Annotated in this window: 21 protein-coding genes, 1 tRNA gene and 2 pseudogenes; 15 read left to right on the forward strand and 9 right to left on the reverse strand. The window is 66.9% G+C overall.

The annotated features are described in order from the left end of the window. Positions 1-18 precede the first annotated feature (18 nt). Positions 19-963, forward strand: coding sequence for an oxygenase MpaB family protein (locus ON40_RS44325; RefSeq protein WP_040831784.1), 945 nt, complete (start codon positions 19-21; stop codon positions 961-963). Between the two features lie 176 nt (positions 964-1,139). Here the strand turns inward: ON40_RS44325 and ON40_RS44330 are convergent, their stop codons facing one another. Continuing rightward, a complete protein-coding gene (locus tag ON40_RS44330; RefSeq protein WP_218008989.1) occupies positions 1,140-1,937 on the reverse strand; it encodes a sulfite exporter TauE/SafE family protein in 798 nt (265 codons plus the stop codon). Between the two features lie 103 nt (positions 1,938-2,040). Between ON40_RS44330 and ON40_RS44335 the strand changes: the two genes are divergently transcribed. Continuing rightward, positions 2,041-2,814: an AraC family transcriptional regulator gene (locus tag ON40_RS44335; protein WP_040831787.1), complete on the forward strand. Its 774-nt coding sequence runs from the start codon at positions 2,041-2,043 to the stop codon at positions 2,812-2,814. Positions 2,815-2,995: 181 nt separating this feature from the next. Here the strand turns inward: ON40_RS44335 and ON40_RS44340 are convergent, their stop codons facing one another. Next, the gene (locus tag ON40_RS44340) at positions 2,996-3,364 is read right to left on the reverse strand and encodes a winged helix-turn-helix transcriptional regulator (RefSeq protein ID WP_040831788.1); all 369 of its coding nucleotides are present in this window, start codon (positions 3,362-3,364) and stop codon (positions 2,996-2,998) included. Positions 3,365-3,421: 57 nt separating this feature from the next. Between ON40_RS44340 and ON40_RS44345 the strand changes: the two genes are divergently transcribed. Continuing rightward, positions 3,422-3,796, forward strand: coding sequence for a VOC family protein (locus ON40_RS44345; RefSeq protein ID WP_040831789.1), 375 nt, complete (start codon positions 3,422-3,424; stop codon positions 3,794-3,796). A 15-nt stretch (positions 3,797-3,811) separates the two neighbouring features. Here ON40_RS44345 and ON40_RS44350 read toward each other — a convergent pair whose 3' ends face one another. After that, positions 3,812-4,918 (reverse strand): NADH:flavin oxidoreductase, encoded by a 1,107-nt coding sequence (locus ON40_RS44350; RefSeq protein WP_040831790.1) that lies wholly within the window; start codon positions 4,916-4,918, stop codon positions 3,812-3,814. Between the two features lie 295 nt (positions 4,919-5,213). Here ON40_RS44350 and ON40_RS54165 point away from each other — a divergent pair, with 295 nt between their 5' ends. From ON40_RS54165 to ON40_RS44360, 5 genes and pseudogenes are all read left to right on the forward strand, one after another. After that, positions 5,214-5,609 carry a class I tRNA ligase family protein gene (locus ON40_RS54165; RefSeq protein WP_218008982.1) on the forward strand — a complete coding sequence of 132 codons (396 nt, stop codon included), beginning with the start codon at positions 5,214-5,216 and terminating at the stop codon, positions 5,607-5,609. Positions 5,610-5,618: 9 nt separating this feature from the next. Next, positions 5,619-6,398, forward strand: a pseudogene (locus ON40_RS54170) (class I tRNA ligase family protein); the annotation flags it as partial. Positions 6,399-6,516: 118 nt separating this feature from the next. Then, positions 6,517-6,699: pseudogene (locus tag ON40_RS56450) on the forward strand (hypothetical protein); the annotation flags it as partial. A gap of 154 nt (positions 6,700-6,853) precedes the next feature. Beyond that, positions 6,854-7,297, forward strand: a complete 444-nt coding sequence (locus ON40_RS54175; RefSeq protein ID WP_218008984.1) for a class I tRNA ligase family protein — start codon at positions 6,854-6,856, stop codon at positions 7,295-7,297. A gap of 302 nt (positions 7,298-7,599) precedes the next feature. Beyond that, positions 7,600-9,039 (forward strand): MFS transporter, encoded by a 1,440-nt coding sequence (locus ON40_RS44360; RefSeq protein ID WP_040831792.1) that lies wholly within the window; start codon positions 7,600-7,602, stop codon positions 9,037-9,039. Positions 9,040-9,078: 39 nt separating this feature from the next. On the opposite strand, the gene ON40_RS44365 is transcribed toward ON40_RS44360, so the two are convergent. Beyond that, complete coding sequence (locus tag ON40_RS44365) at positions 9,079-10,089, reverse strand: TIGR03617 family F420-dependent LLM class oxidoreductase (RefSeq protein WP_040831859.1); 1,011 nt, start codon at positions 10,087-10,089, stop codon at positions 9,079-9,081. Between the two features lie 242 nt (positions 10,090-10,331). Here ON40_RS44365 and ON40_RS44370 point away from each other — a divergent pair, with 242 nt between their 5' ends. Next, a complete protein-coding gene (locus ON40_RS44370; protein WP_040831794.1) occupies positions 10,332-10,904 on the forward strand; it encodes a hypothetical protein in 573 nt (190 codons plus the stop codon). Positions 10,905-10,976: 72 nt separating this feature from the next. Here the strand turns inward: ON40_RS44370 and ON40_RS44375 are convergent, their stop codons facing one another. The 3 genes from ON40_RS44375 to ON40_RS44385 form a co-directional block, all read right to left on the reverse strand. Beyond that, complete coding sequence (locus ON40_RS44375; RefSeq protein WP_051194534.1) at positions 10,977-11,549, reverse strand: protein kinase domain-containing protein; 573 nt, start codon at positions 11,547-11,549, stop codon at positions 10,977-10,979. A gap of 183 nt (positions 11,550-11,732) precedes the next feature. Next, entirely contained in the window at positions 11,733-12,899 is a 1,167-nt protein-coding gene (locus ON40_RS44380) for a macrolide family glycosyltransferase (protein WP_040831795.1), read from the reverse strand. Positions 12,900-12,932: 33 nt separating this feature from the next. Next, a complete protein-coding gene (locus ON40_RS44385; RefSeq protein ID WP_040831796.1) occupies positions 12,933-13,613 on the reverse strand; it encodes a CatB-related O-acetyltransferase in 681 nt (226 codons plus the stop codon). A 101-nt stretch (positions 13,614-13,714) separates the two neighbouring features. Here ON40_RS44385 and ON40_RS44390 point away from each other — a divergent pair, with 101 nt between their 5' ends. Beyond that, positions 13,715-14,359, forward strand: a complete 645-nt coding sequence (locus tag ON40_RS44390) for a TetR/AcrR family transcriptional regulator (protein ID WP_051194535.1) — start codon at positions 13,715-13,717, stop codon at positions 14,357-14,359. Positions 14,360-14,558: 199 nt separating this feature from the next. Here the strand turns inward: ON40_RS44390 and ON40_RS44395 are convergent. Both ON40_RS44395 and ON40_RS44400 read right to left on the reverse strand, forming a co-directional pair. After that, positions 14,559-14,632 (reverse strand) — tRNA-Arg (locus ON40_RS44395). Between the two features lie 107 nt (positions 14,633-14,739). Then, positions 14,740-15,168 (reverse strand): MarR family winged helix-turn-helix transcriptional regulator, encoded by a 429-nt coding sequence (locus tag ON40_RS44400; protein ID WP_040831798.1) that lies wholly within the window; start codon positions 15,166-15,168, stop codon positions 14,740-14,742. 113 nt (positions 15,169-15,281) lie between these two features. Here ON40_RS44400 and ON40_RS44405 point away from each other — a divergent pair, with 113 nt between their 5' ends. The 5 genes from ON40_RS44405 (at position 15,282) to ettA (ending at position 21,912) form a co-directional block, all read left to right on the forward strand. Beyond that, positions 15,282-16,367, forward strand: coding sequence for an FAD-dependent oxidoreductase (locus ON40_RS44405; RefSeq protein WP_040831799.1), 1,086 nt, complete (start codon positions 15,282-15,284; stop codon positions 16,365-16,367). Between the two features lie 101 nt (positions 16,368-16,468). Beyond that, a complete protein-coding gene (locus ON40_RS44410; RefSeq protein WP_040831800.1) occupies positions 16,469-18,505 on the forward strand; it encodes a bifunctional copper resistance protein CopD/cytochrome c oxidase assembly protein in 2,037 nt (678 codons plus the stop codon). After that, the gene (locus ON40_RS44415) at positions 18,502-19,449 is read left to right on the forward strand and encodes a threonine/serine dehydratase (RefSeq protein ID WP_245568265.1); all 948 of its coding nucleotides are present in this window, start codon (positions 18,502-18,504) and stop codon (positions 19,447-19,449) included. The genes ON40_RS44410 and ON40_RS44415 overlap by 4 nt, the downstream gene beginning before the upstream one ends. A gap of 135 nt (positions 19,450-19,584) precedes the next feature. Next, on the forward strand, positions 19,585-20,082 hold the full coding sequence (gene ssb, locus ON40_RS44420; protein ID WP_063713227.1) for a single-stranded DNA-binding protein: 498 nt from the start codon (positions 19,585-19,587) through the stop codon (positions 20,080-20,082). Positions 20,083-20,235: 153 nt separating this feature from the next. Continuing rightward, entirely contained in the window at positions 20,236-21,912 is a 1,677-nt protein-coding gene (gene ettA, locus ON40_RS44425) for an energy-dependent translational throttle protein EttA (protein WP_040831801.1), read from the forward strand. The last annotated feature ends 268 nt before the right edge of the window (positions 21,913-22,180 follow it).

A 22,180-nucleotide genomic window follows, 5' to 3' on the forward strand; every position in this document is an offset into this window, starting at 1 on the left:
GCGAACAAGGAGTAGCTGATGGGCTTCGATCCGACCACGCTTCGCCGCGACGATTACGGGTTCTTCGGACCCGGCTCGCCGAGCTGGAAGATCTGGACCTCGCCGACCGCGCTCATCGGCTTCCAGCGGGCCGTGGTGCTGGAGCACTTCGAGCCGTATCTCGCTGCGGCCGTGGCGGATTCGCAGGGCATCTACAGCAGTCCGCGGGCCCGGCTGGACAACACCCTGGCCTATTTCCTGCTCGTCGCCGTCGGTGACGGCCGCACCGCCATCCGCGCCTCGGAACATTTGATGCAGGTGCACGCCGCGATGACCGGCATCGAGCCGATCAGTGGACGGCGTTATGCGGCGAACAGTCCGCACACCCAGCTGTGGATCCATGTCACGGGCTGGCATTCGGTGCTCAAGGCATACGAGATATTCGGCCCCGGGCCGCTGCCGCCCGAGCAGGAGGACCGGTACTGGGCCGAATGCGTGATCGCGGCCGAACTGCAGACCTGCAAACCGGAGGATGTGCCGCGATCGCGGGCGCAGGTACGGGACTATTTCGAGCAGATGCGTCCGCGACTGTGCAGTTCGGAACGTGCCGAAGCGGGGATGCACCACCTGCTGTGGACCCCGCCCGGCAACGGCGCCGGAGTCACCTTGGCCGTCGGAAGCCGACTGCTGTCGCTGGCCTCGGTGGCCACCTTGCCGAAATGGATGCGCACCCTCGGTCGCTTCGACCGTCCGGGCCTGGTGGACGTCGCGGTCGAACTCCCCGCGAAGGTCGCCGTATGGCTGTCCTCGCGAGCCGATGGCTACGGGCTTCGTGCAGCTGCCCCCTACATCGCACCGATGACCGGGCGAATCCTCGAGCAGCACGTGCGGGCCGGGGAACCGGTCACCCCGGCGACGATCACGCCCGCGCGGGCCCGCGAGCTGTACGGCGCGCGTACGACTGTCGTGCACGACGCGGGCTGATCGCTGGTCGCGCGCCGATCGGTGTACTGCCATCGGCCGGAGCCGGCGTGTCGAGTTTCGCGCCCCTGCGGCGTCGGCCGAACGGTCGCGGGTCGATCGAGCCCCCCGAGTCGACGGATGGCTATGGCGGGTCCGGGCCGTGTTCCCGAGGAACTCGGCTGGCCGCCCAGCCGCGATCAGGTGAAAGTCGTTGCGGTCATGGCGATCAGCACGATGGTCAGGAATATCGGGTAGGCGATCGCGTGTAGTCGATCGGGCACCCGGACCAGCGTTCGCTTGACCAGTGCGATGGTCGGCAGGGCTCCGGCGAGCAGGGCCAGGGCCGCTGCCGGATCGACGTATCCGATCGTTCCGTGTCCGGGATTTCCGTGTGCGGCAAAGGAGTACACGATCGTTGCGACGACGGCCACCGGGATGCTCAGTGGATTCGCGAGTGCGGCGGCTTCGGTCATGGGCAATCCCCTGCGGCGCAGCAGCGGTACGGTGACGACGCTGCCGCCGACGCCGAGAAATGCTGCGACAGCGCCGATTCCGGTGCCCCCGGCCACCGCTGTCGCGGTTCCCGGCGGGCGAGGTCGCGCGGTACGGGAGTCCGCGCGGGTGAGAAATCCGCTGCGCAGCACGATATCGGCGATCGCGACCACCAGATAGGCGCAGAACAGCAGATGTAGTGCCCGGTCGGGCACGGCCGTCGCCGCGGCCGCTCCGGCGAGGGCCCCGACGGCGATGAACAGCGCCAGCGGGTGCAGATATTCGGTGCGCAATCCGCCCGACCGAATATGTGCACAGGTGGCGACCGAGGCGTTGACCAGCATCACCGCCGCCGAGGTCGCGACCGCCACGTGCATGGCCGCGGTCCCGGCGGTGGCGGTCGACACCGCGTAGACCACGGGGACGGTGACGAATCCGCCGCCGAATCCGAACAACACGGTCGTCACCCCCGACAGACAGCCGCACAACACCAGGACCAGCAGGAATGTCATCACGAAGCTACGTTATGAGAACCGTGCACCGTCGCACATTCGATGATCTGCCGGTCTCTTTCGAGAATACGCCAGCCCGAGTAGCCTGACCGTCGTGCGGAACGTACCGGTGGATGCGGTCGATCGGATCGATCGCGCGGTACTGGCGATCGGCACCGACTATCCGCCGCGGCATCTCCTGGCCGCGCACCGGCATCGCCGCGCCCAGGTGCTGTACGCGGCCAGCGGCGTCATGCGCGTCGATACCACCCACGGAACGTGGACGGTGCCGACTCACCGCGCCGTGTTGATCCCGCCCGGAGTCGACCACGAGGTGCTGATGGAGGGCGTCAGCACCCGCAGCCTGTACCTGGAACCCACTGCGGCGCCGTGGTTTCCGTCTCGTTGCCGGGTGGTGGACGTCTCGCCGCTGTTGCGGGAGCTGATCCTCGCCGCGGTGGATCTGCCGCCGGAGTACAACCTGCGCGGCCGGGACGGCTCGCTGATCGATCTGCTGCTCTACGAGCTCGCGACGTTGACTCCGTTGCCCTTCGAACTCACCTTGCCGGTGCGTGCGGATCTGCGCGCACTCTGCGAGGAGTTCGGGTCCGCGCCGACGATTCGATCGACGCCGCAGGACTGGGCTCGCCGATTACGGGTCAGCTCGCGGACTTTCAATCGGTTGTTCCGCGCCGAGACCGGATCGACGTTCCAGCGTTGGCGTCAGCGTGCGTGTGTGGTGCATGCCATTCACGCTCTCGCCCTGGGAGATTCGGTCACCGCGGTCGCCGCCGATCTGGGTTACGACACCCCGGCCGCGTTCTCGGTCATGTTCCAGCGCGAGACCGGTACTCCGCCGAGCGCATTCCACCCGACCCGGACCACCTGACCGGCTGTGGCCCGACAGTCCTGGCAGCAGTTCCACGCGGAGTTACTGCGAGCTGTCCGGGGGTGTGCAGATCGGGTCGAGGTCGAGACCTCGCTCGCGGCAAGTGCGAAATATCGGCAGGCGTGACGGTGTGACGCCGGGGACCACCGAGATCGTGGTGAGCTGCCGGTGCGATAAGTGGTCAGCGCGACGAATCAGACTGATAAGCAGGGGTATCCAGCAATCGATCCAGGTGGGTGCGCGACCAGGTGCACAGTCCGTGCACCGTCTCCACGAGTCCGATTCCGGCCTCGGTCAGCGTGTAGTCGACGTGCGGGTTGGCGGTGTGGTGATCGAATCTGCTTATCAGCCCGTGGTTTTCGAGCTCCCGTAAGGTCTGGGTGAGCATCTTGAAACTGATGCCCTCGATCGCGCGGTGCAGTTCGCGGAAGCGATGTCGTCCGTCGCCGACCTCCTCCAGCACCCGCAGTCCCCATTTGGTCGACACCACGGCGAAGACCCGCACCGCGATATCGCGTGCGCGCCGCTGCTGCTCGTCGTCGGGATTCACCGCTCACCTTCGAGTGCGTACTGCCGCCGTCACCGGATCCGCCGTAGCGTCCCGCACATGCGGATTCTCAAGACCTACGCCCGGTTGTTCGTCGACGATCTGGACGTCGCGTTGCCGATCTACGAGGAGATCGTGGGTACGCCGCCCGATCTCAGGGTCGGGTTCGAAGCGGCGGAACTGGCCGCGATCGGTGACTTCCTGCTCATCGCCGGACCACCCGAGGCCGTGGATCGCTATCGCTCGACCGTCGGCCCGGTGATCGTCGACGACCTGGACGAACTGCTCGCCCGTCTCACTGCCGCGGGCGCGCGAATCACCGGCGGGCCCCATACGGGGCCGACCGGTCGATTCGCCTACCTCGATCACCCCGACGGCGCGAATGTCGAATACGTCGAGTGGGCGGCGTCGATACGCGCCCGCGTACTCGGCTGAGATCGCCATCGCGAACTACCGGAACGGCGTGATCTCCGAAAGCCGTTGGTCGCGAACCTTGTTCACCCACTCCGGATCAGCGAGCAGGGCGCGTCCCAGCGCGACGACGTCGAATTCGCCACGGTCGAACTGCTCGTTCAGGAAGCGGAACCGGTCGGCCTGGGTCTCGTCGATCTGATCACCGCGGAAGACGCTGTCCACACCGACGGAACCCACGGTGATCACCGGTCGGCCGGTGATCTTCTTGGTCCATCCGGCAAGGCTCAGATCTTCTGCGTAATCGGTGAATTCGGGCAGCCAGTGCCGTCGCAGCGAGGTGTGGAAGATGTCGACTCCGGCGTCGACGAGCGGGGTGAGCAACTCCTCGAGCTCGCCGGGGGTGGCGGCGATGCGGGCCGTGTAGTCGACGCCCTTCCACTGCGAATAGCGGTAGATGATCGGGAAGTCGGGGCCGACGGCCTCGCGCACGGCCGCGACCACGCGGGCCGGGAACGCCGCGCGGCGACGTGGTGTCACACCGTAGTCGTCGGTGCGGTGATTGGTTGCGTCCCAGAAGAATTGGTCGAGCAGATAGCCGTGCGCACCGTGAATCTCGATACCGTCGAAGCCGAGCTGCCGGGCCAGCACCGCGGACTCCACGTAGGAGGCGACGAGAGTGTCCAGGTCATCGGCGGTCAGCGCCCGCCCCACCGGCGCTCCGGCGTGATCGATGCCGGACGGGCTCACCGACGGGGTCTGCGGCTCGAATTCGGGCTCGTTCCCCCGGTCGACACCGGTATGCCACAGCTGCGGCACGATGGCCGCGCCTTCGGCGTGCACCGCCTCGGCCACCGCGCGCCAACCGACCGCACTGTCCTGGCCGTAGAACCGCGGAACACCCGAGAGCGGTCCGGCCGCCGGGCCGCGAACGTAGGTCCCCTCGGTGATGATCAGCCCCACGCCGCCGGCGGCATGCTCGCGGTAGTACTCGATGTTCTCCGAATTGGGCACGCCGCCAGGGGATTTCACGCGCGTCATCGGGGCCATCGCGAACCGGTTCCGCAGTCGCAGCGATCCCGTGTCGAACTCGGTGAACAATCCGTCCAGATCGATCGAGGGCTCACCGGCCGATTCTTGTGACATGGAGCATATTTCCTTCCGATTCGGCGACTCGATTGTCGATATCCGGTCGCCCGAACAACACCGCCGAGGTCTCGGCCATTCCGGTACGGGTGTGATCGCGGTAACGATGGCGGCGGTGCAGGTGTCCGGTCCGGCGGTTTTCGTCGTCCGAAGCCGGGGGCGTGACATGGCCGCTCGTCCTCGACGGCGGGGAAGGCGTGCGTGGTCACGAGATATCCGGTGGCGCCGCTGCCGTTGTTCGTGATCGAGTGGTGTTCCCACCGGATGTGATTCCCGAGCAGAGCGAGCCCGAGCGATGAACACCTTCGAACCCGCGAACAGCGACGAGACCTACGATCCGCAGGCCGTGATCGACAAATGGCTCGGTGTGTGGGACGAACTCGGCACTTTCGCGGCGGATCGGCGCACCGATGAGCTGGATCGGCCGCGGCGCTGTGTGGTGAGCATGTTCTCCTATCCGTCGGGTGATCTGCACATGGGGCACGGCGAGGTGTTCTCGATCAGTGACGCGATGGCGCGGTTCTCCCGGATGCGGGGCTACGACACGGTGTTCCCGGTCGGCTGGGACTCCTTCGGACTGCCCGCGGAGAACGCCGCGCTCGAACGGGGCCTGGATCCGCGTGAGTGGACCTACGCCAATATCGAGACTCAGGCGGATTCCTTTCGGCGACTGGGAGTTTCGTTCGACTGACGCACTCGGCTGCACACCAGTGATCCGGAGTACTACCGCTGGAACCAGTGGTTGTTCCTGCGGCTGTACGAACGCGGTCTGGCGTATCGCGATGACGCCATGGTGAATTGGTGCCCGCAGGACCGAACCGTCCTGGCCAATGAGCAGGTCGTCGAGGGCCGATGCGAGCGATGCGGGACCGAGGTGATCAAACGCGCCCTCACCCAGTGGTTCTTCCGGATCACGGACTACGCCCAGCGGCTGCTGGACGACATGGATCAGCTCGAGCCGGGCTGGCCCGCGGAAATCCTGACCATGCAACGTAATTGGATCGGACATTCGGAGGGCGCACACATCGACTTCACCGTCGAGGGGCACCCGGAGCCGGTGCGGATCTTCACCACTCGTCCCGACACCCTGTTCGGTGCAACGTTTTTCGTGCTCGCCTTCGATGCTCCGCTGGCCGCGCAGTTGTGCGCACCGGAGTGCCGGGACGTGTTCGATTCCTATGCCCGGAAAGTGTCGGCTAGTACCGATATCGAGCGATTGGCCACGGATCGGACCAAGACGGGCGTGTTCCTGGGCCGGTACGGGGTCAATCCGGCCAACGGCGAACGGATTCCGGTCTACGCCTCGGACTATGTGCTCGCGACCTACGGTACCGGCGCGGTCATGGCCGTGCCCGCACACGATCAGCGCGATCTGGATTTCGCTCGGGCACTGGGTATTCCGGTGCGCACCGTGGTCGACACCGGCGAGGCGGATCCGGCGCGGACAGGTGTGGCCACCACGGGTGCGGGAGTGCTGATCTGCTCCGGGCACTTCACGGGACGCTCCAGCGCCGAGGCTCGCGCGGCGATCGTCGCCGATCTCGTCGGAGCGGGGTATCGGCGAGGCCGCGGTCACCTATCGGCTGCGGGACTGGCTGTTGTCGCGGCAGAGATTTTGGGGCACACCGATTCCCATCATCCACTGCGCCGAGTGCGGGCAGGTGCCGGTGCCCGACGACCGGTTGCCGGTCCGGCTGCCGGACAACGGTTACCAGCTGCGCCCGGACGACGGCCGCGCACCACTGGCCAGTGCGCACGAGTGGGTCAGCGTGTCGTGCCCGCGCTGCGGCGCGGCGGCCCGGCGTGACACCGACACCATGGACACCTTCGTCGACTCGTCCTGGTACTTCCTGCGATACCCGAATCCGCGGTTCACCGAAGGCCCGTTCGATCCCGCCCGGATCGCGCGCTGGCTGCCGGTGGACGAGTACATCGGTGGCCGGGAGCACGCCACCGGCCACCTGCTGTATGCCCGGTTCCTCACCAAGGCGCTCCACGATCTGGGGCTGTTGCCGTTCACCGAGCCCGGGACCGGCCGATCCGGTCGTCCGCGAGGGCGTCGAAGCGCTGGTCCGGATGTCCTCGTGCTTCGCGCCCTTCACCGCCGAGGAGTCCGGGGAACGTCTCGGCCACCGGCCCTCGGTGTCCGACGCGGGCTGGCCGACGGCCGATCCGGCGCTGCTCGAGCGCGACACCGCGACCTGCATCGTCCAGATCGACGGCAAACTGCGCGACCGCCTGGTGGTGCCCGGCGACATCGATGAGACGAGTCTGCGAGAGCTCGCCCTGGCCGCCGTCACCGACGCCTTGGCGGGTCGTTCGATGACGAAGGTGATCGTGCGTGCGCCGCGACTGGTGAACGTCGTCACAAAACGCTGAGCCCGGCTATCAATCGACCAGCGGCGTTGCGCCCGCCGCGCGATCCGCGCCGCGAGGTGGGCGGATGTGCGTTTCCGGTCGAGCAGAACATCTCGGTCGGAGGTCACGACCGGGTGCGCCTGTCAAGGGCCGATGGTCACATACGGTCCTCGGTCCGGGGAAGTTCGCTCGCGAATCGCTGATGATCCCCTAGCCTGAGAAGGCTGATCCCGGCCGGACGGTATTCGTCGAGGGTTGCAGAGGTGCTCGGCGGGCGTGGTGCGGGATCGGGAGGTTGTCGTCTGCTGAGGAGGCCGTATCCGGTGAATGTGCTGACCCCGCGCGAACGTCCGAGGCGTTGGTCGCTCGACGACATCGTCGTCACCGATCCGCCTGTCATCCGCCGGGCCATCGGCGCTGCGAGCATCGGCAACATCACCGAGTGGTACGACTTCGGCGTCTATGCCTATTTCGAGCCCACCATCAAAGAGGTGTTCTTCTCCCACCTGGGCAATACCGCGGGCACGATCGCGACCTTCGGGCTGTTCGCGGTGGCATTCCTGGTCCGCCCGTTCGGCGGGATGTTCTTCGGACCGCTCGCGGACCGCGTCGGTCGTAACAAGGTGCTGGCCACGACCATGATCCTGATGGCCGCGGGCACCTTCGCGATCGGCTGTATCCCGGACCAGAACTCGATCGGCCTGTGGGCGCCGATGTTGCTGCTGTGCGCGCGTTTGCTGCAGGGTTTCTCGACCGGTGGTGAGTACGGCAATGCGATGACGTTCATCGCCGAGTACGCGCCGGATCGCCGCCGCGGATTCCTCGGCAGCTGGTTGGAATTCGGCACCTTCACCGGATATCTGCTCGGCGCGCTGATCGTCACCCTCGCCGATGCGACGATGTCGCACGATCAGCTGCTGTCCTGGGGATGGCGACTGCCGTTCTTCGTCGCGCTGCCGCTGGGCGTCGTCGGCGTATATCTGCGGATGCGGCTGGCCGACACTCCGGCATTCGCCGCGCTGGAGAAGGAATCCGAGGATCGGGAGAAGGCGAACAAGACCGGCGACGAGGCGAAGATTCTGGCCAAGCTGTGGCCGTATGTGCTGGTCTGCATGGGACTGGTCATCGTCTGGAACGTCACCAACTACATGCTGACCTCGTACATGCCGACCTACGTCACCTCGACGGTGCCCGATTCGACCGGTGGCGGAGTGTCCTCCACGACCTCGCAGTGGTTGCAGATCGTGGTGATGGCGATTGCGCTGCTGACCATTCCATTGCTGGGTCTGCTGTCCGATCGCGTCGGTCGAAAACCGATCATCTGGGGCGGCATCATCGCGCTGATCGTGCTGGCCTTCCCGATGGTGCTGCTGGTCCGCATGAACAACGCGTTCGCGGTCTTCCTCGGCCTGCTGATCATGGGCCTGACGCTGATCTGCTTCAGCGCGACGATGCCCTCCACCCTGCCCTCGCTGTTCCCGACGAAAGTGCGCGGCGCTGGTCTGTCGGTGTCGTTCAACGTCGCGGTCTCATTGTTCGCGGGCACCACCTCGGTGGTGGTCGGCGCACTCGTGGGAGCCACCGGCGACCTGAACTGGCCCGCCTACTACCTGATCATCGCGGGCGTGATCGGCGCGGTGTCGGTGTACTTCCTGCAGGAGCCCAACGGCCGTCGGATGTGGGGTTCGGCGCCTGCCGCGCAGTCCGAGGAAGAGGCCGCGCAACTCGTCGGATCACAGGGCACCGCTTCCGATTCACGATGATCGAGCCGTCCGGCCCGACGAATTCGTTCGCAGGTCCGCTCACGCCCGGTGCAGTGCCGCGACCAGGTCGGCCACGTCGGCCGGTGCTTCGCGGTAACCCGGGAAATAGCAGCACACCTCGCTCGCGCGTCCGGCGAATCGTGTGCGGATCTGGTCGGCGCATTCCTCGGGGCTGCCGACCACGGCCAGCGTGGCCACCATCTCGGGGGTGATCAGCTCGCGCATCCGCGCGAACCGGCCGGTCTTGGACAGCGCGTTCAACTCGGGCATCACCTCGGCCCACCCCTCGACCTCGAGCACCGGAACGTACGCCGGGGTCGACCCGTAGAAGGCGATCAGCCCGGACACCCCTTCGATGGCCGCGGTGAGTTGCTGCTCGGTACGTCCCACCGCGACCATCACCTGGGCGATGATCTGAAAGTCCTCGGCGTACCGTCCGGTTCGCTCGAGTCCGGTCTGCACGGCCGGGATGGTGCGCTCGGCGAAATGACGAGTGGAATTGAACGGCATCACCAGCAGGCCGTCGGCCGTCTCCGCCGCCATCGTCGTCATCCGCGGGCCGAGTGCTCCGACCAGAACGGGTGGCGGTCCGTACGGATTCGGACCGGGGACGAAATTCGGCGGCATCAGCGTGTGCGTGAAGAACTCCCCGCGGAAATTCAGCGGTTCGGTGCCTTCCCACGCCGCGAAGATCGCTTTGATCGCCGCGACCGTCTCCGCCATTCGCGCGACCGGCCGGTCCCATCGAGCGCTGTAGCGTCGCTCGATATGCGCTTTGATCTGCGATCCCAGGCCCAGCCGGAACCGGCCACGGCTGTAGCACCGCAGATCGTAGGCCGCATGCGCCAGATGTATCGGACTGCGAGGTCCGGCGATGGCGACATTGGTCATCAGCTCGAGATCGGTACTGCCCGAGGCGACCACCAGCGGAAAGAACGTGTCGTGCGGGCCCTCGAAGGTGAACAGACCGTCCGCGCCGAGTTCCGCGATCTCCTGTGCGTGCCGCGACACCTTCTCCGGCGAACCGTCCACCTGCAGATGCACTTTCACGGCCACACTCCTTGCTCGCGCCGGTCGCCGCGTGGCGCATGTGCGCCGAACGAGACGACCCTGTCGGTACGAATCCTGGACGAACTGCTCGGCGAATACGGCGGTAATTCGTACAAATCCCGCTGACCGGTAATTTCTCGGTTCGAGATGACGCCCGTGTCGGGCTCGCCCACGGTGGTGTGAACGGGTGATGCAATTACACTGTGCCTGAATTATTTCCGTGGTCGGATGAAAGGTGTCACGTGAAGAGGTTCACTGTTCGGATCGGATTGGCCGGAGGCCTCGCTGCCGCACTGGCTTTCGCGTCGATGATGTACGCGACGCCCGGTGAGTTGCCGCGGGCGGAGGCGGCTCCCGCCAAGCCGGTGGCGGACGAATTGGTCACCCTGCAGGAGTTCGCGACCTTCAACGACGGATCGCGCGACCCGCGGAACACCGGGTTCTTCTTCACCGCCAACCAGTCCGAGGCGGCGTCCGCGGTGAGCAAGTTCCACTTCACCAAGGTCGAGGATCTCGGCCGCGTGCACACCGCCCCCGGGCCCAACCGGGTCGCGGTGCACCGCTTGCGGCTCAAGTCCAGCCAGCACCCGTCGTACATGCTGGCGATCGCGGACCGCGACATCAAGAACACCCAGTGCGTGGACGAAGGCGTGATCGGCTGGATCGACGACGGTCCGGAGATCGGTGACCACCCGCTGCTGCGCTTCAGCTACAACAACCGCTGGGCCGCGGCCGTCGACACCTCGCCGGGTGCGGCCGCGCTGATCGCGCACGGATTCCATTCCGACGGCCCGATCGGCTTCGTGGCTCCCTGAGTTTTCCGGCCGTACGGCCGGAGAGCCAGGACCTCGTAGGGCCGCGACCGAGCCGTCCGGCCCTACGGGGTTTCACAGCGCGTTCAGCAATGCTTGCGGCAGCTCATTCGCGCTGACGATGCGGATGTTCGGGCGATCGATCAACGCCTCGTCGATGATCGCCGCGAGCCGCTGCGGGATCTCGGGATTCCGGCTCCGGATCGGGATCGCATCCTCGCGCAACACGACGGCGATCGGATCGGAGCCGCGCGGGAACTGCCGCGGCGTCTGCCCGGTGAGCATGTAGTACAGCGTCGCCGCAATCGCCCAGACGTCGACCTCCGGCCTCGCGAACTTGTAGTCCGTCAGCTGGGGGCGGGCCATGAACGCCATCGTTCCGGCGCTCGATCCGGTCATCGTGTGGCCCGACAGCCCGGCCCGATCGAATGCCTTGGCCAGCCCGAAATCGGCGAGCTTGGCCACCGGCGCCGAGGCGGGACCGGTGAGCAGGATGTCGGCGGGCTTGATGTCGCGGTGCACCACGGCGATCGCGGCCGGCCCGGCATCGATGGTCGCCCAATCGACTTGATTGCCGCCGGCCGCGGACCTCCCGCCCGGCGGCGCGGGTGCGTGCACGAGAACCGAGCACGTGTTGGATTCGCTCACGCCCCATTGTGACGGGACGGTGCGACGATGCAGTCGTTCGGTGTTCAGCCGAACTGTAACGCACTCGAAAATGACTGCGGCAGCCCGATTTCGGGTATCTCTCGCATCGTGTTCGCCGCGAATCGGCAGAATTGCCCGCCGATTCCGTTGGCGTCGAACGTGATTGCGGCCGACCGTGGCGGGTCAGTGCGTGGCCAGGGCTCGGTTCAGCGTGTTCTCGATCAGGTCGGCGGCTCGTCGGGTGCCGCCCTCGACGCGAGCGTCGGCGCGCAGCCGCGCCGAGCGAGCGGCGACCTCGGCGTCGTGGACCAGGTCGTGCAGGGCCGCCCGCAGGTTCTCGGCCGGGGCGTCCTGGGTGTCGATGCGGCGCGCCACCCCCAGTTCGACGAGCCGGTCGGCGTTGATGAACTGTTCGGCGGCCTGGGGCACGGCGATCATCGGCACCCCCGCGAGCAGTCCTTCACCGCAGCCGCCCATGCCGGCGTGGGTGACGAATGCGTCCGCCCGTTCCAGAATCGCCCGCTGGGGCACCCAGGAGTGTACTTCGACGTTGTGCGGGATATCCCCGAGTTCCGTTGCGTCGGTGTGCTTTCCGATCGACAGGATGACGTGCCAGCCGGGCAGCTCACCGAACGCCGCCAGACATCGGCGGTAGAACTCCGGTCGGCGCGTGTACGCCGAGCCCAGGGAGATCAACAAGACGTTCTGCACATCGGCGGGGCGAGTCCAGCTCTCGGCTTCCGGGCGCAGGTCGAAGCACGGGCCGACGAATGTCACCGTGTCGGTGTCGACCCTATCGGCGTGCGGTTGCATCACCCGGGGAATCAATGCCAGTGCCCGGCTCGGCGGGCCGGAGAAGGCGTCCACGTCGAGGGTCGACGCGCCGCAGTCGACGAGCCACCGCGCGAACCTGGTCCGGTATGCCTCGGCTCCGGGGAGTTGACGCAGGGCCGCCGTGACGTCCTGGTCGAAGCCCTGCCACGCCACGAACGTCGGGGACAGTTGCAGGAGCGGGCGGTCCTGGGCCTCGGCGAGGGCGCGTGCGGCGTAGGCGCCGATGTCGTACAGGTAAAGCTCGGCGCGGTCCTGCCCATAGGCATAACGCAACTGCGGTAGTGCCTGAACTGCGTTGTCCAGGAACAGATTCTGGATGTCGATGGGATCGTCGGGCCAGTTGTCGTCGGCGACCGGCAGCAGCGAGGTGCAGGGAACGAATTCGGCGCCGGTGGCAGTGATCAGGTCGGCGACGGCCGGGTCGTTGGCGTAGGTCACGCGATGGCCGCGGGACACCAGCTCACGGATGATCTCGAGGCTGGGCAGGATGTGGCTGAGGATCGGGATCCCGATCATCGCGAGGTGGGCAGGGCGACGAGGCACGGAGTATCACTCGTCTCCGGGTTGCGGCGAATGGCATTCGCGAACGGGGACAGCGGCTTCCAGGTCGGCGATGCTGCCGGACATGATCGTGCGGACATGCTCGGTGATGTGTTCGATCGGCCAGTCCCACCAAGCCACCGTCAGCAGCCGGGCGATGCTCTCCTCGTCGAACCGGGTTCGGATCAGACGGGCCGGATTGCCGCCGACGATGCCGTAATCGGGCACGTCACCGGTGACCACCGCACCGGCGGCGATGATGGCGCCGTGGCCGATCCGCACGCGGGGCAGCACCGTGCTGCCGCGGCCGAACCAGACATCGTTGCCGACGACGGTGTCGCCTCGGTTGGGCAGGTCGGTGAGTAGGTCGAAATGCTGTGACCAGGAGCCGCCCATGGTGGGGAAAGGGAACGTCGAGGGGCCGTCCATGCGATGGTTCGCGCCGTTCATGACGAACTCGACTCCGGTCGCCAGAGCGCAGAACTTCCCGATGATCAACTTCTCCGGCCCGTAGTGGTACAGCACGTTACGGGTTTCGAACGCGGTCGCGTCGTCGGGATCGTCGTAGTAGGTGAACTCGCCGACCTCGATCAGAGCCGAGGTGATCAGCGGTTTCAGCAGCACCACCCGAGGCTGGCCGGGCATCGGGTGCAGCACGGTCGGATCCGCGGGCGCAGACGGATCAGGCATCGGAAACCCTTTCGATGAGCGGAGAACACCGCACTAGTGCGACGAATGTTGCATTAGGATGTTGTCGCATCATGCCCCATCGAGCAACCGGATTACCGACGATGAGTTCCCCACTGCTCCCGGGCGAGTCCCCGCGCCCCCTGCCGCAGCCACGACCGGGCGGCCGAACCGCCCGCATCCGCACCCAGGTCCTCGACTCGGTTCGCGCGGAATTGACCGAGCACGGCTACGACACGCTCACCGTCGACGCGGTCGCCGCCCGCGCGGGAGTGCACCGCACCACGGTGTATCGCCGCTGGCGTGACATCGGCGGCATGATCGGTGACCTCTTCGCCGCAGCCGGCGACCTGGACTGGCAGCCCCGCGACACCGGCTCCCTGCGTGGCGATCTGACCGCGCTCAACCAGGAGATCCAGGATTCGCTGACCGAGGAACCTTCGATCGCGACCGCACTGATCGCGGTATCTTTCCGCTCCGTCGAAGCGGCTCAGGCCCTGCGTCGACTGTGGGAGGACCGCTACACCCAGTCCGAAATCATCATCCAGCGTGCGATCAACCGCGGCGAGCTCCCGGCTCACACCGACGCCCGCGCCCTGCTGATCGCCGCGACCGCACCGCTCTACCACCACTTGGTGCTGCTGCGCACCCCACCCGACCCGCAACTGCCCGACCGCGCGGCCGCCACCGCCACGCTCGCCGCACGAGCCGGCGCCTTCACCGACCTGCGTTCGACGGACGCCGACTGAGCTGCAACAACTCTCGGGGATCGAGGACCCTGCCCGCCCGCACCCGGAGAAGTCGCGAAGGTGTGCGCGGATGGCGGCACGGTGGTCGTTCTCGCTCTCTTCCAGGCCGCGGATTCTGGAGTAGTTCCCAGGTGTTTGAGCGCTGCGCGGGCCGGGTATCTCTGGAGCCAGCGGTATTGGCGCTGGTCAGAGCGCTGAGCGCCCCCGGCAGGAATCGAACCTGCGACCTAGGGATTAGAAGGCCCTTGCTCTATCCAACTGAGCTACGGAGGCAGTGCGGCACCAAACACCATGCCGCTTTCCAGGCGTGCTGTCCAGTGAGGCGAGTATAGCGACCGTCCAGGTTCGCCCTGGTTTCCGGAGAGCAACTCGCGGGCATGTCAGCGGGGAGTATCCAGGATCGAGTCGGTGATCAGGGTCGAGAGCTGTTCGCGGTGGGCGGGGGAGACGGTCGTCAGCAGAGCGTCCAGTTGAGCGATGACGGCTCGGTGGGTGGCTTCGGCGCGGGCGGCTCCGGCGTCGGTCAGGGCGATCTGGAATGCGCGGCGGTCCGTCTCATGGGGGATGCGCACGACGAGACCTCGCCGCTGAGCGCGATCGACCAGGCCGGTCAGGCTCGATTTCTCCAGTGCGAGCCAGCGCGTCAGATCGGACATGCCGACCGGTCCGGCCGCGAGTCGGCACAGCAGCTGAGCCTGCTGGGGAGTCAGGTCGTGTCTGCGGCTGACCTCGGCGAACACCTGCTGCACCCGGTGCGACAGCCGCACGAGGGCCTCGGCGAGGGGTAGTTGTTCGACGGTTGTGGTCACGAAACCTCCTGGGAACCGGTCGCCGCTATTTTACTGCCGCTTGCATGTTGTTGGCTGTACGAACTAAATTAGTTCGTACAGTCAACAGTACGTTGTGCGAACTTGGAGGGTTCATGGTTGACGTGGTTGTCATCGGCGGCGGATTCGGCGGTACAGCGGTTGCGAAGGCATTGGATGACATCGCGGATGTGACCATTGTCGAACCGCGTGATGCCTTCGTCTACAACGTGGCCGCACTGCGCGGGCTGACCGACCCGGCGTGGACCGACCGGCTGTTCTTTCCCTACGACAAGCTGTTGCGTCGCGGGCGCGTCCTGCGCGAGCGCGCCGTACGGGTCGACGCGTCGAAGATCGAACTCGGCTCCGGCGAACGGATCGACGCAGATTTCGTGGTGCTCGCGACCGGCTCGGCCTATCCCTTCCCGGCCAAGACCGACGACGAGGACAGCGCGGCCGCGAAGGCGCGATTCCATGCCGCGCGCGCGGAGCTGGCGGCGGCCGAACGAGTTCTGCTGCTCGGTGCGGGCGCGGTCGGCCTGGAGTTGGCCGGTGAGATCACCGCGGCCTGGCCGGGCAGATCGGTGACGCTTCTCGACCCGGCGCAGGACATCCTCGGCGGTGGTTTCCATCCCGACCTTCGCGCCGAATTGCGGCGGCAACTCGCCGAACTCGGCGTCGAGGTGATCCTGGGCACGGGGCTGCGCGCCGATCCGCCCTCGCGTGCCGGAGAACTCGCGACCTTCACCACGGTCACCCGGTCGGGCCGCACGATCGAGGCCGACATCTGGTTCCGCTGCTTCGGCGTGCGGCCGGTGTCCGATTATCTGGCGGCAGAGCTGTCCGAAGCCCGGCGGGCCGACGGGTATCTGGAGGTCACTCCCGAACTTCGATTGCGCGGCCAGGACCGGGTATTCGCCGTCGGCGACCTGGTGGCCACGGCCGACGGGAAGACCGCCAAGGCCGCGGGTCTGCACGCGGAAGTGGTCGCGGCGAATATCCGGGCGCTGATCGGCGGCGTCGGGGAGTTGCGCGAACATCGACCCGGACCCGACGCGATAGCTCTGCCGCTCGGACCCGGCGGGGGTGCGTCCTATTCGCCGGAGGCGGGAGTGCTCGGCGCCGAGGCCACCGCACGGCTGAAAGGAGCCGATCTCAGGATCACCCCGTATCGGGAGATGTTCGGACTCGCGCCACAGTGAGTTGACAGAGCAACTCGCGGGCGTGTCGGCAGGGTCACAGCGGGTGCGTCGACGGCTGGGGCGGGGCCGCTGTGCGGTGCGGACCGCATTACGCTCGATGCATGTCGTCACCGCAGGACACGTCCACCGAACCTGACAGCCAGGCCCCTCGGTCCGAGTCCGCGTCGACGTTCTCCGCGCTCACCACGATGGCGGTCGCGGTCGCGGCATTCGTCGCGCCACTGATCGTCGGGCTGTCCGCGGCGCAGGCACTGACCCTGTTGGGGATTCCCGATCCCGGCCCGCTGACCACCTACGGGCTTCCGGCGGTGCGGGCGATCACGGATCTGTCCGGGGCGTTGACGGTCGGATCGCTGCTGTTCGCCGCATTCCTCACCCCGCCGCAGCACAACGGCCTGCTCGACGTGGCCGGATATCGCGCGCTGCGCCGGGCCGGGATCTGCGCGCTGGTGTGGGCGGGCACGGCGGCGCTGCTGGTGCCGCTGACGTTGTCGGACACCACCGGGCAACCGGTGCTCCGGACACTGCGGCCGGAACAGGTGTGGCATGCGATCGGTCAGGTCGAGGTCGCCGGAGCGTGGCGGACGACGGCGATCATGGCCTTCGTCCTGGCGGTCGCCTGTCGGCTCGCGTTGCGCTGGGGCTGGACGCCGCCGCTGTTCGCCCTGTCGCTGGGCTGTCTGCTGCCGATCACGCTGACCGGGCATTCCTCCTCGGGCGGTGCGCACGACCTCGCCACCAACAGCCTGATCCTGCATCTGGTCGGGGTGACGGTGTGGACGGGCGGGTTGTTCGCCGTCCTCGCGCACGCGTTGCGCGGCGGTGCGCACACCGATCTGGCCACCCGGCGGTTCTCGGCGGTCGCGACCTGTGCGTTCGGCGTCGTCGCGATCAGCGGTGTGATCAACGCCTGGGTGCGGGTGCCGTTGAGCGATGTGTTCACCACGACCTACGGGCAACTCGTGGTCGCCAAGACGGTCGCGCTGTGCGCACTGGGCCTGATCGGATTCCTGCAACGGCGCAAGGCGATTCCCGCACTGGCCGCCGACCCGGGGGATCGGGGCGCGCTCATCCGGTTCGCCGGTGTGGAGGCGCTGGTCTTCGCTGCCACGATCGGGCTCGCGGTCGGGCTCGGCCGGACCCCGCCCCCCGATCTGAAGACGGTGCCCTCGCCGGTCGAGGTCGAGATCGGCTACGACCTGCCCGGACCACCGACGATCGCCCGGATCCTGTTCGACTGGCGATTCGATCTGATCTTCGGGACTTTGTCGATCGTGCTGGCCGTGCTGTATCTGATCGGCGTGCGCCGCCTGCGCGCACGCGGTGACGCCTGGCCGGTCGGCCGCACCATCTCCTGGCTGGCCGGATGCGCGATCCTGTTGATCGCCACCAGCTCCGGCGTCGGCCGATACGCACCGGCCATGTTCAGCGTGCACATGGCACAGCACATGATGTTATCGATGCTCGCGCCGATCCTGTTCGCGCTGGGCGGTCCGGTGCTGCTGGCGTTGCGGGTGCTGCCCGCGGCCGGTCGCGACGCGCCCCCCGGGCCGCGGGAATGGATTCTGGCCGCGGTACACAATCCGGTTTCGCGGTTCATGACCAATCCCGTTGTCGCCGCGGTGTTCTTCATCTCCGGGTTCTACGCGCTGTATCTCGGCGGAATCTTCAACGCCGTCCTCGACGAGCACGGTGCGCATCTGGCGATGAATCTGCACTTCCTGGTCTCGGGCTACCTGTTCTACTGGGTGGTGCTGGGCATCGACCCCAAACCGCGGCAGGTGCAGCCGCTGACGAAGGTCGGCATGGTCTTCGGCTCGCTGCCCTTCCACGCCTTCTTCGGTGTGGCGCTGATGAGTATGACCACGGTGATGGGCGGCTGGTTCTATCGCTCGCTGGGGCTGAGCTGGAATCAGGATCTGCTCGGTGACCAGCACACCGGCGGCAGCCTGGCCTGGGCCAGCGGTGAGTTGCCGCTGGTCGTGGTCATGCTGGCGCTGCTGATCCAGTGGTCGCGCAGCGATTCGCGCGAGGCCAAACGCATCGATCGCGCGGCGGACCGCGATCACGACGCCGACCTCGCCGCGCACAATGCCATGTTCGCCGAATTGGCCCGGCACGACCGGGAACAGCGGTGACCACAGTGGGGCGAGTGCCACGGCTGTACCGCTCCGACGTGCGTGCCGCTCGTCGGCGACTGGGTCGCCACGTCCGGGTGACGCCGGTCTGCCATACCGAGGTCGCCGGTCCGCACGGGCCGGTCGCGGTGAGCCTGAAATTCGAGTATCTCCAGCACGGCGGCACCTTCAAGGTGCGCGGCAGTCTCAACGCGCTGCTCGCCTCCGGGAACGACGAGCGTCCGGTGGTCGTCGCCTCCGGCGGCAACGCGGGTATCGCGGCCGCGCTGGCCTGCGCGATCCTGGGGCGTTCGTGCACGGTTGTGGTGCCCGAATCCGCGCCGCACACCAAGGTCGCCGCGATCTGGGCCTACGGCGCCGAAGTGCTCTGGCACGGAACGACTTACGGCGAGGCGACTCGGTACGCCGAGGAACTCGCGGTCGAACGCGGGGCACTGCAGTTGCACGCGTACGGCCTGCCCGAGGTGGTCGCCGGTGCGGGCACGATCGGGCTGGAGATCGAACGTCAGGTGCGGGCCCGCCCGCCCGTTCTGGTGCCGGTGGGCGGTGGTGCGCTGGTGGCCGGAATCGCGGCCGCGCTGGGGCTGCGCGGCCGGGTGATCGGGGTCGAACCCGCGGGCGCGCCGACCCTGAACGCCGCCCTCGCCGCCGGACGCCCGGTGGACGTGCACATCAACAGCATCGCGTCGGATGCGTTGGGCGCGACCAGGATCGGCGATCTGGCGATGGAGATCGCGCAGCGCTACGCCGTCGGCTCGGTCCTGGTGAGCGACGACGCGATCTCGATGGCGCGCGAATATCTGTGGCGCGAGTTCCGGATCGTGGTCGAGCCCGCGGGGGCGACCGCACTGGCCGCGATCCAGAGCGGGGCGTATGTGCCGGAGCCGGGAGAACGGCCGGTCGTCGTGTTGTCCGGGGCCAATACCGATCTGACCACGTTCTAGCGCGGTGGCCGGAGAAATCCGGAACATCATCTGCTCACAAGGCGAAAGTTATCCCCAAATCGGGAATCGCTCTGGTATGCCCCTCGATGATCGGCGAGGCTTGATGCCAACGTCGAAATGTCAAGGGGTGGAGTCATGTACGAGGCATATACGGCACTGGTCGGCAATGTGGTCACCCATCCGGTGCGGCGCAGCCTGCCCAATGGTCAGCAACTGGTGACCTTCCGGATGGCCAGCACCGCCCGCCGACTCGATCGCGGCAGTGGGGACTGGGTCGACAACGGAACCGTGTACGTCACGGTGAACTGCTGGCGCAGATTGGTCGAGGGGGTCGGCGCCTCGCTGAGCGTGGGTGATCCGATCCTGGTCTACGGGCAGCTGCGTTCGAGTGAATATCGCACCAGGGAGGGGCATTCCCGGCAGGATCTGGAACTGCGGGCCAGCGCGCTCGGGCCGGATCTGGGCCGCTGCACGGCCAGCGTTCTGCGTCGCGGCAGTCACGGTAAACCGTCGGGTCCGGTGTTCTCCGATACCGCGGTCGCCCCGTCTGCGCACGAGGTCGGCAGACCGTCGCCGGAGTCCGCCGACTCGCTCGTGGCAGCCCTCGACGCCGACGCCTCCGGGCGCGGGTGAGGCCGTTCGGGTGCGAGCGATACGATCGCTCCGCGCTGCCATCGATGCCGTGATCGGCACGGCTTCCGGAACCGGGACAAAACCCGTTGCCTAGCTGGGCGGATTCGCTGGCCGGGTGCGGTTGATCCGTTCGAAACCACTAGGGTGAGGGATATGGCTGAGTTCATTTACCAGATGAGGAAAGTTCGTAAGGCACACGGCGACAAGGTCGTCCTGGACGATGTGACCCTGAACTTCCTTCCCGGCGCCAAGATCGGTGTCGTCGGGCCGAACGGCGCCGGTAAGTCGAGCGTGCTGAAGATCATGGCCGGACTGGATCAGCCCAACAACGGTGATGCGTTCCTGGCGCCCGGCGCGACCGTCGGCATCCTGCAGCAGGAACCCCCGCTGAACGAGGAAAAGACCGTCCGCGGCAACGTAGAGGAGGGCCTCGGCGAGGTCAAGGTCAAGCTGGACCGCTTCAACGAGATCGCCGAGCTGATGGCGACCGACTACTCCGACGAGCTCATGGACGAGATGGGCAAGCTCCAGGAGTACCTGGACCACGCCGACGCGTGGGATATCGACTCCCAGCTCGAACAGGCCATGGACGCGCTGCGTTGCCCGCCGCCGGACGAGCCGGTCACCAACCTCTCCGGTGGTGAGCGTCGTCGCGTCGCGCTGTGCAAACTGCTGCTGAGCAAGCCGGATCTGCTGCTGCTGGACGAGCCGACCAACCACCTCGACGCCGAGAGCGTGCTGTGGCTCGAGCAGCACCTGGCCAGTTACGCCGGCGCCGTCCTGGCCGTCACCCACGACCGGTACTTCCTGGACAACGTCGCCGAGTGGATCCTCGAGCTCGATCGCGGCCGCGCCTACCCGTACGAGGGCAACTACTCCACCTACCTGGAGAAGAAGGCACAGCGGCTCGAGGTCCAGGGCAAGAAGGACCAGAAGCTGCAGAAGCGCCTCAAGGAGGAGCTGGCCTGGGTCCGTTCCGGCGCCAAGGCCCGGCAGGCCAAGAACAAGGCTCGTCTGGGCCGGTACGAGGAGATGGCCGCGGAGGCCGAGAAGCACCGCAAGTTGGATTTCGAGGAGATCCAGATTCCCGCGGGGCCGCGCCTGGGCAATGTCGTGGTCGAGGTCGAGCACCTGGACAAGGCCTTCGGCGACCGGCAGTTGATCAAGGATCTGTCGTTCACGTTGCCGCGCAACGGAATCGTCGGTGTCATCGGCCCGAACGGTGTCGGTAAGACCACGCTGTTCAAGACCATCGTCGGACTCGAGTCGCCGGACAGCGGTGAGGTGAAGGTCGGCGAGACGGTCAAGCTCAGCTACGTCGACCAGAACCGTGCCGGTATCGACCCGAAGAAGAATGTGTGGCAGGTCGTTTCGGAGGGGCTGGACTTCATCGAGGTCGGAAGCCAGGAGATGCCCTCGCGCGCCTACGTCAGCGCGTTCGGGTTCAAGGGCCCGGATCAGCAGAAGCCGGCCGGAGTGCTCTCCGGTGGTGAGCGCAACCGCCTCAACCTCGCCCTGACCCTCAAGCAGGGCGGCAACCTGATCCTGCTCGACGAGCCGACCAACGACCTGGACGTGGAGACGCTGAGTTCGCTGGAGAACGCGCTCGAGCAGTTCCCCGGCTGTGCCGTGGTCATCTCCCACGATCGCTGGTTCCTGGACCGCACCTGCACGCATATCCTTGCGTGGGAAGGTGATTCGGACAACGAGGCATCCTGGTTCTGGTTCGAGGGCAACTTCGAGGCCTACGAGGCCAACAAGATCGAGCGCCTCGGCCCGGAGGCGGCCCGTCCGCATCGGGTCACCCACCGCAAGCTGACCCGGGACTGATCCCGGCACGGCACGGCTACCGCACGGTAACCCTCAGACGAAACGTGTGTTTCGCCACAATTGGATAGAATCGGCCAATAGGCAACGGGCGCAATATATGTCGGGCTCCACCTGGTAGTGCGGTCGTGCCCGCGTGAGGTAGGACCAACCGGGCCGCATCGGCGGCTGGGCGTCGCCTGGACTTTGGGAAGGATTTCCTCCAGTGTTCGCGACGCCCAGCTACCCTCGACTCCGGCGTCACTTTGTTACGGAACCGAATCCGAGGAGT

It is taken from the genome of Nocardia jiangxiensis NBRC 101359 (assembly GCF_000308615.1).
Taxonomy (GTDB): domain Bacteria; phylum Actinomycetota; class Actinomycetes; order Mycobacteriales; family Mycobacteriaceae; genus Nocardia; species Nocardia jiangxiensis.

Bases quoted from the DNA above. Each gene is read 5' to 3' on its own strand.
- ettA (WP_040831801.1), top strand. From the start codon at position 20,236: ATGGCTGAGTTCATTTACCAGATGAGGAAAGTTCGTAAGGCACACGGC.
- ON40_RS44385 (WP_040831796.1), bottom strand. From the start codon at position 13,613: ATGCCTGATCCGTCTGCGCCCGCGGATCCGACCGTGCTGCACCCGATG.
- ON40_RS44380 (WP_040831795.1), bottom strand. From the start codon at position 12,899: ATGATCGGGATCCCGATCCTCAGCCACATCCTGCCCAGCCTCGAGATC.
- ON40_RS44345 (WP_040831789.1), top strand. From the start codon at position 3,422: ATGCGGATTCTCAAGACCTACGCCCGGTTGTTCGTCGACGATCTGGAC.
- ON40_RS44410 (WP_040831800.1), top strand. From the start codon at position 16,469: ATGTCGTCACCGCAGGACACGTCCACCGAACCTGACAGCCAGGCCCCT.
- ON40_RS44390 (WP_051194535.1), top strand. From the start codon at position 13,715: ATGAGTTCCCCACTGCTCCCGGGCGAGTCCCCGCGCCCCCTGCCGCAG.
- ON40_RS44350 (WP_040831790.1), bottom strand. From the start codon at position 4,918: ATGTCACAAGAATCGGCCGGTGAGCCCTCGATCGATCTGGACGGATTG.
- ON40_RS44325 (WP_040831784.1), top strand. From the start codon at position 19: ATGGGCTTCGATCCGACCACGCTTCGCCGCGACGATTACGGGTTCTTC.
- ON40_RS54165 (WP_218008982.1), top strand. From the start codon at position 5,214: ATGAACACCTTCGAACCCGCGAACAGCGACGAGACCTACGATCCGCAG.
- ON40_RS44405 (WP_040831799.1), top strand. From the start codon at position 15,282: ATGGTTGACGTGGTTGTCATCGGCGGCGGATTCGGCGGTACAGCGGTT.
- ssb (WP_063713227.1), top strand. From the start codon at position 19,585: ATGTACGAGGCATATACGGCACTGGTCGGCAATGTGGTCACCCATCCG.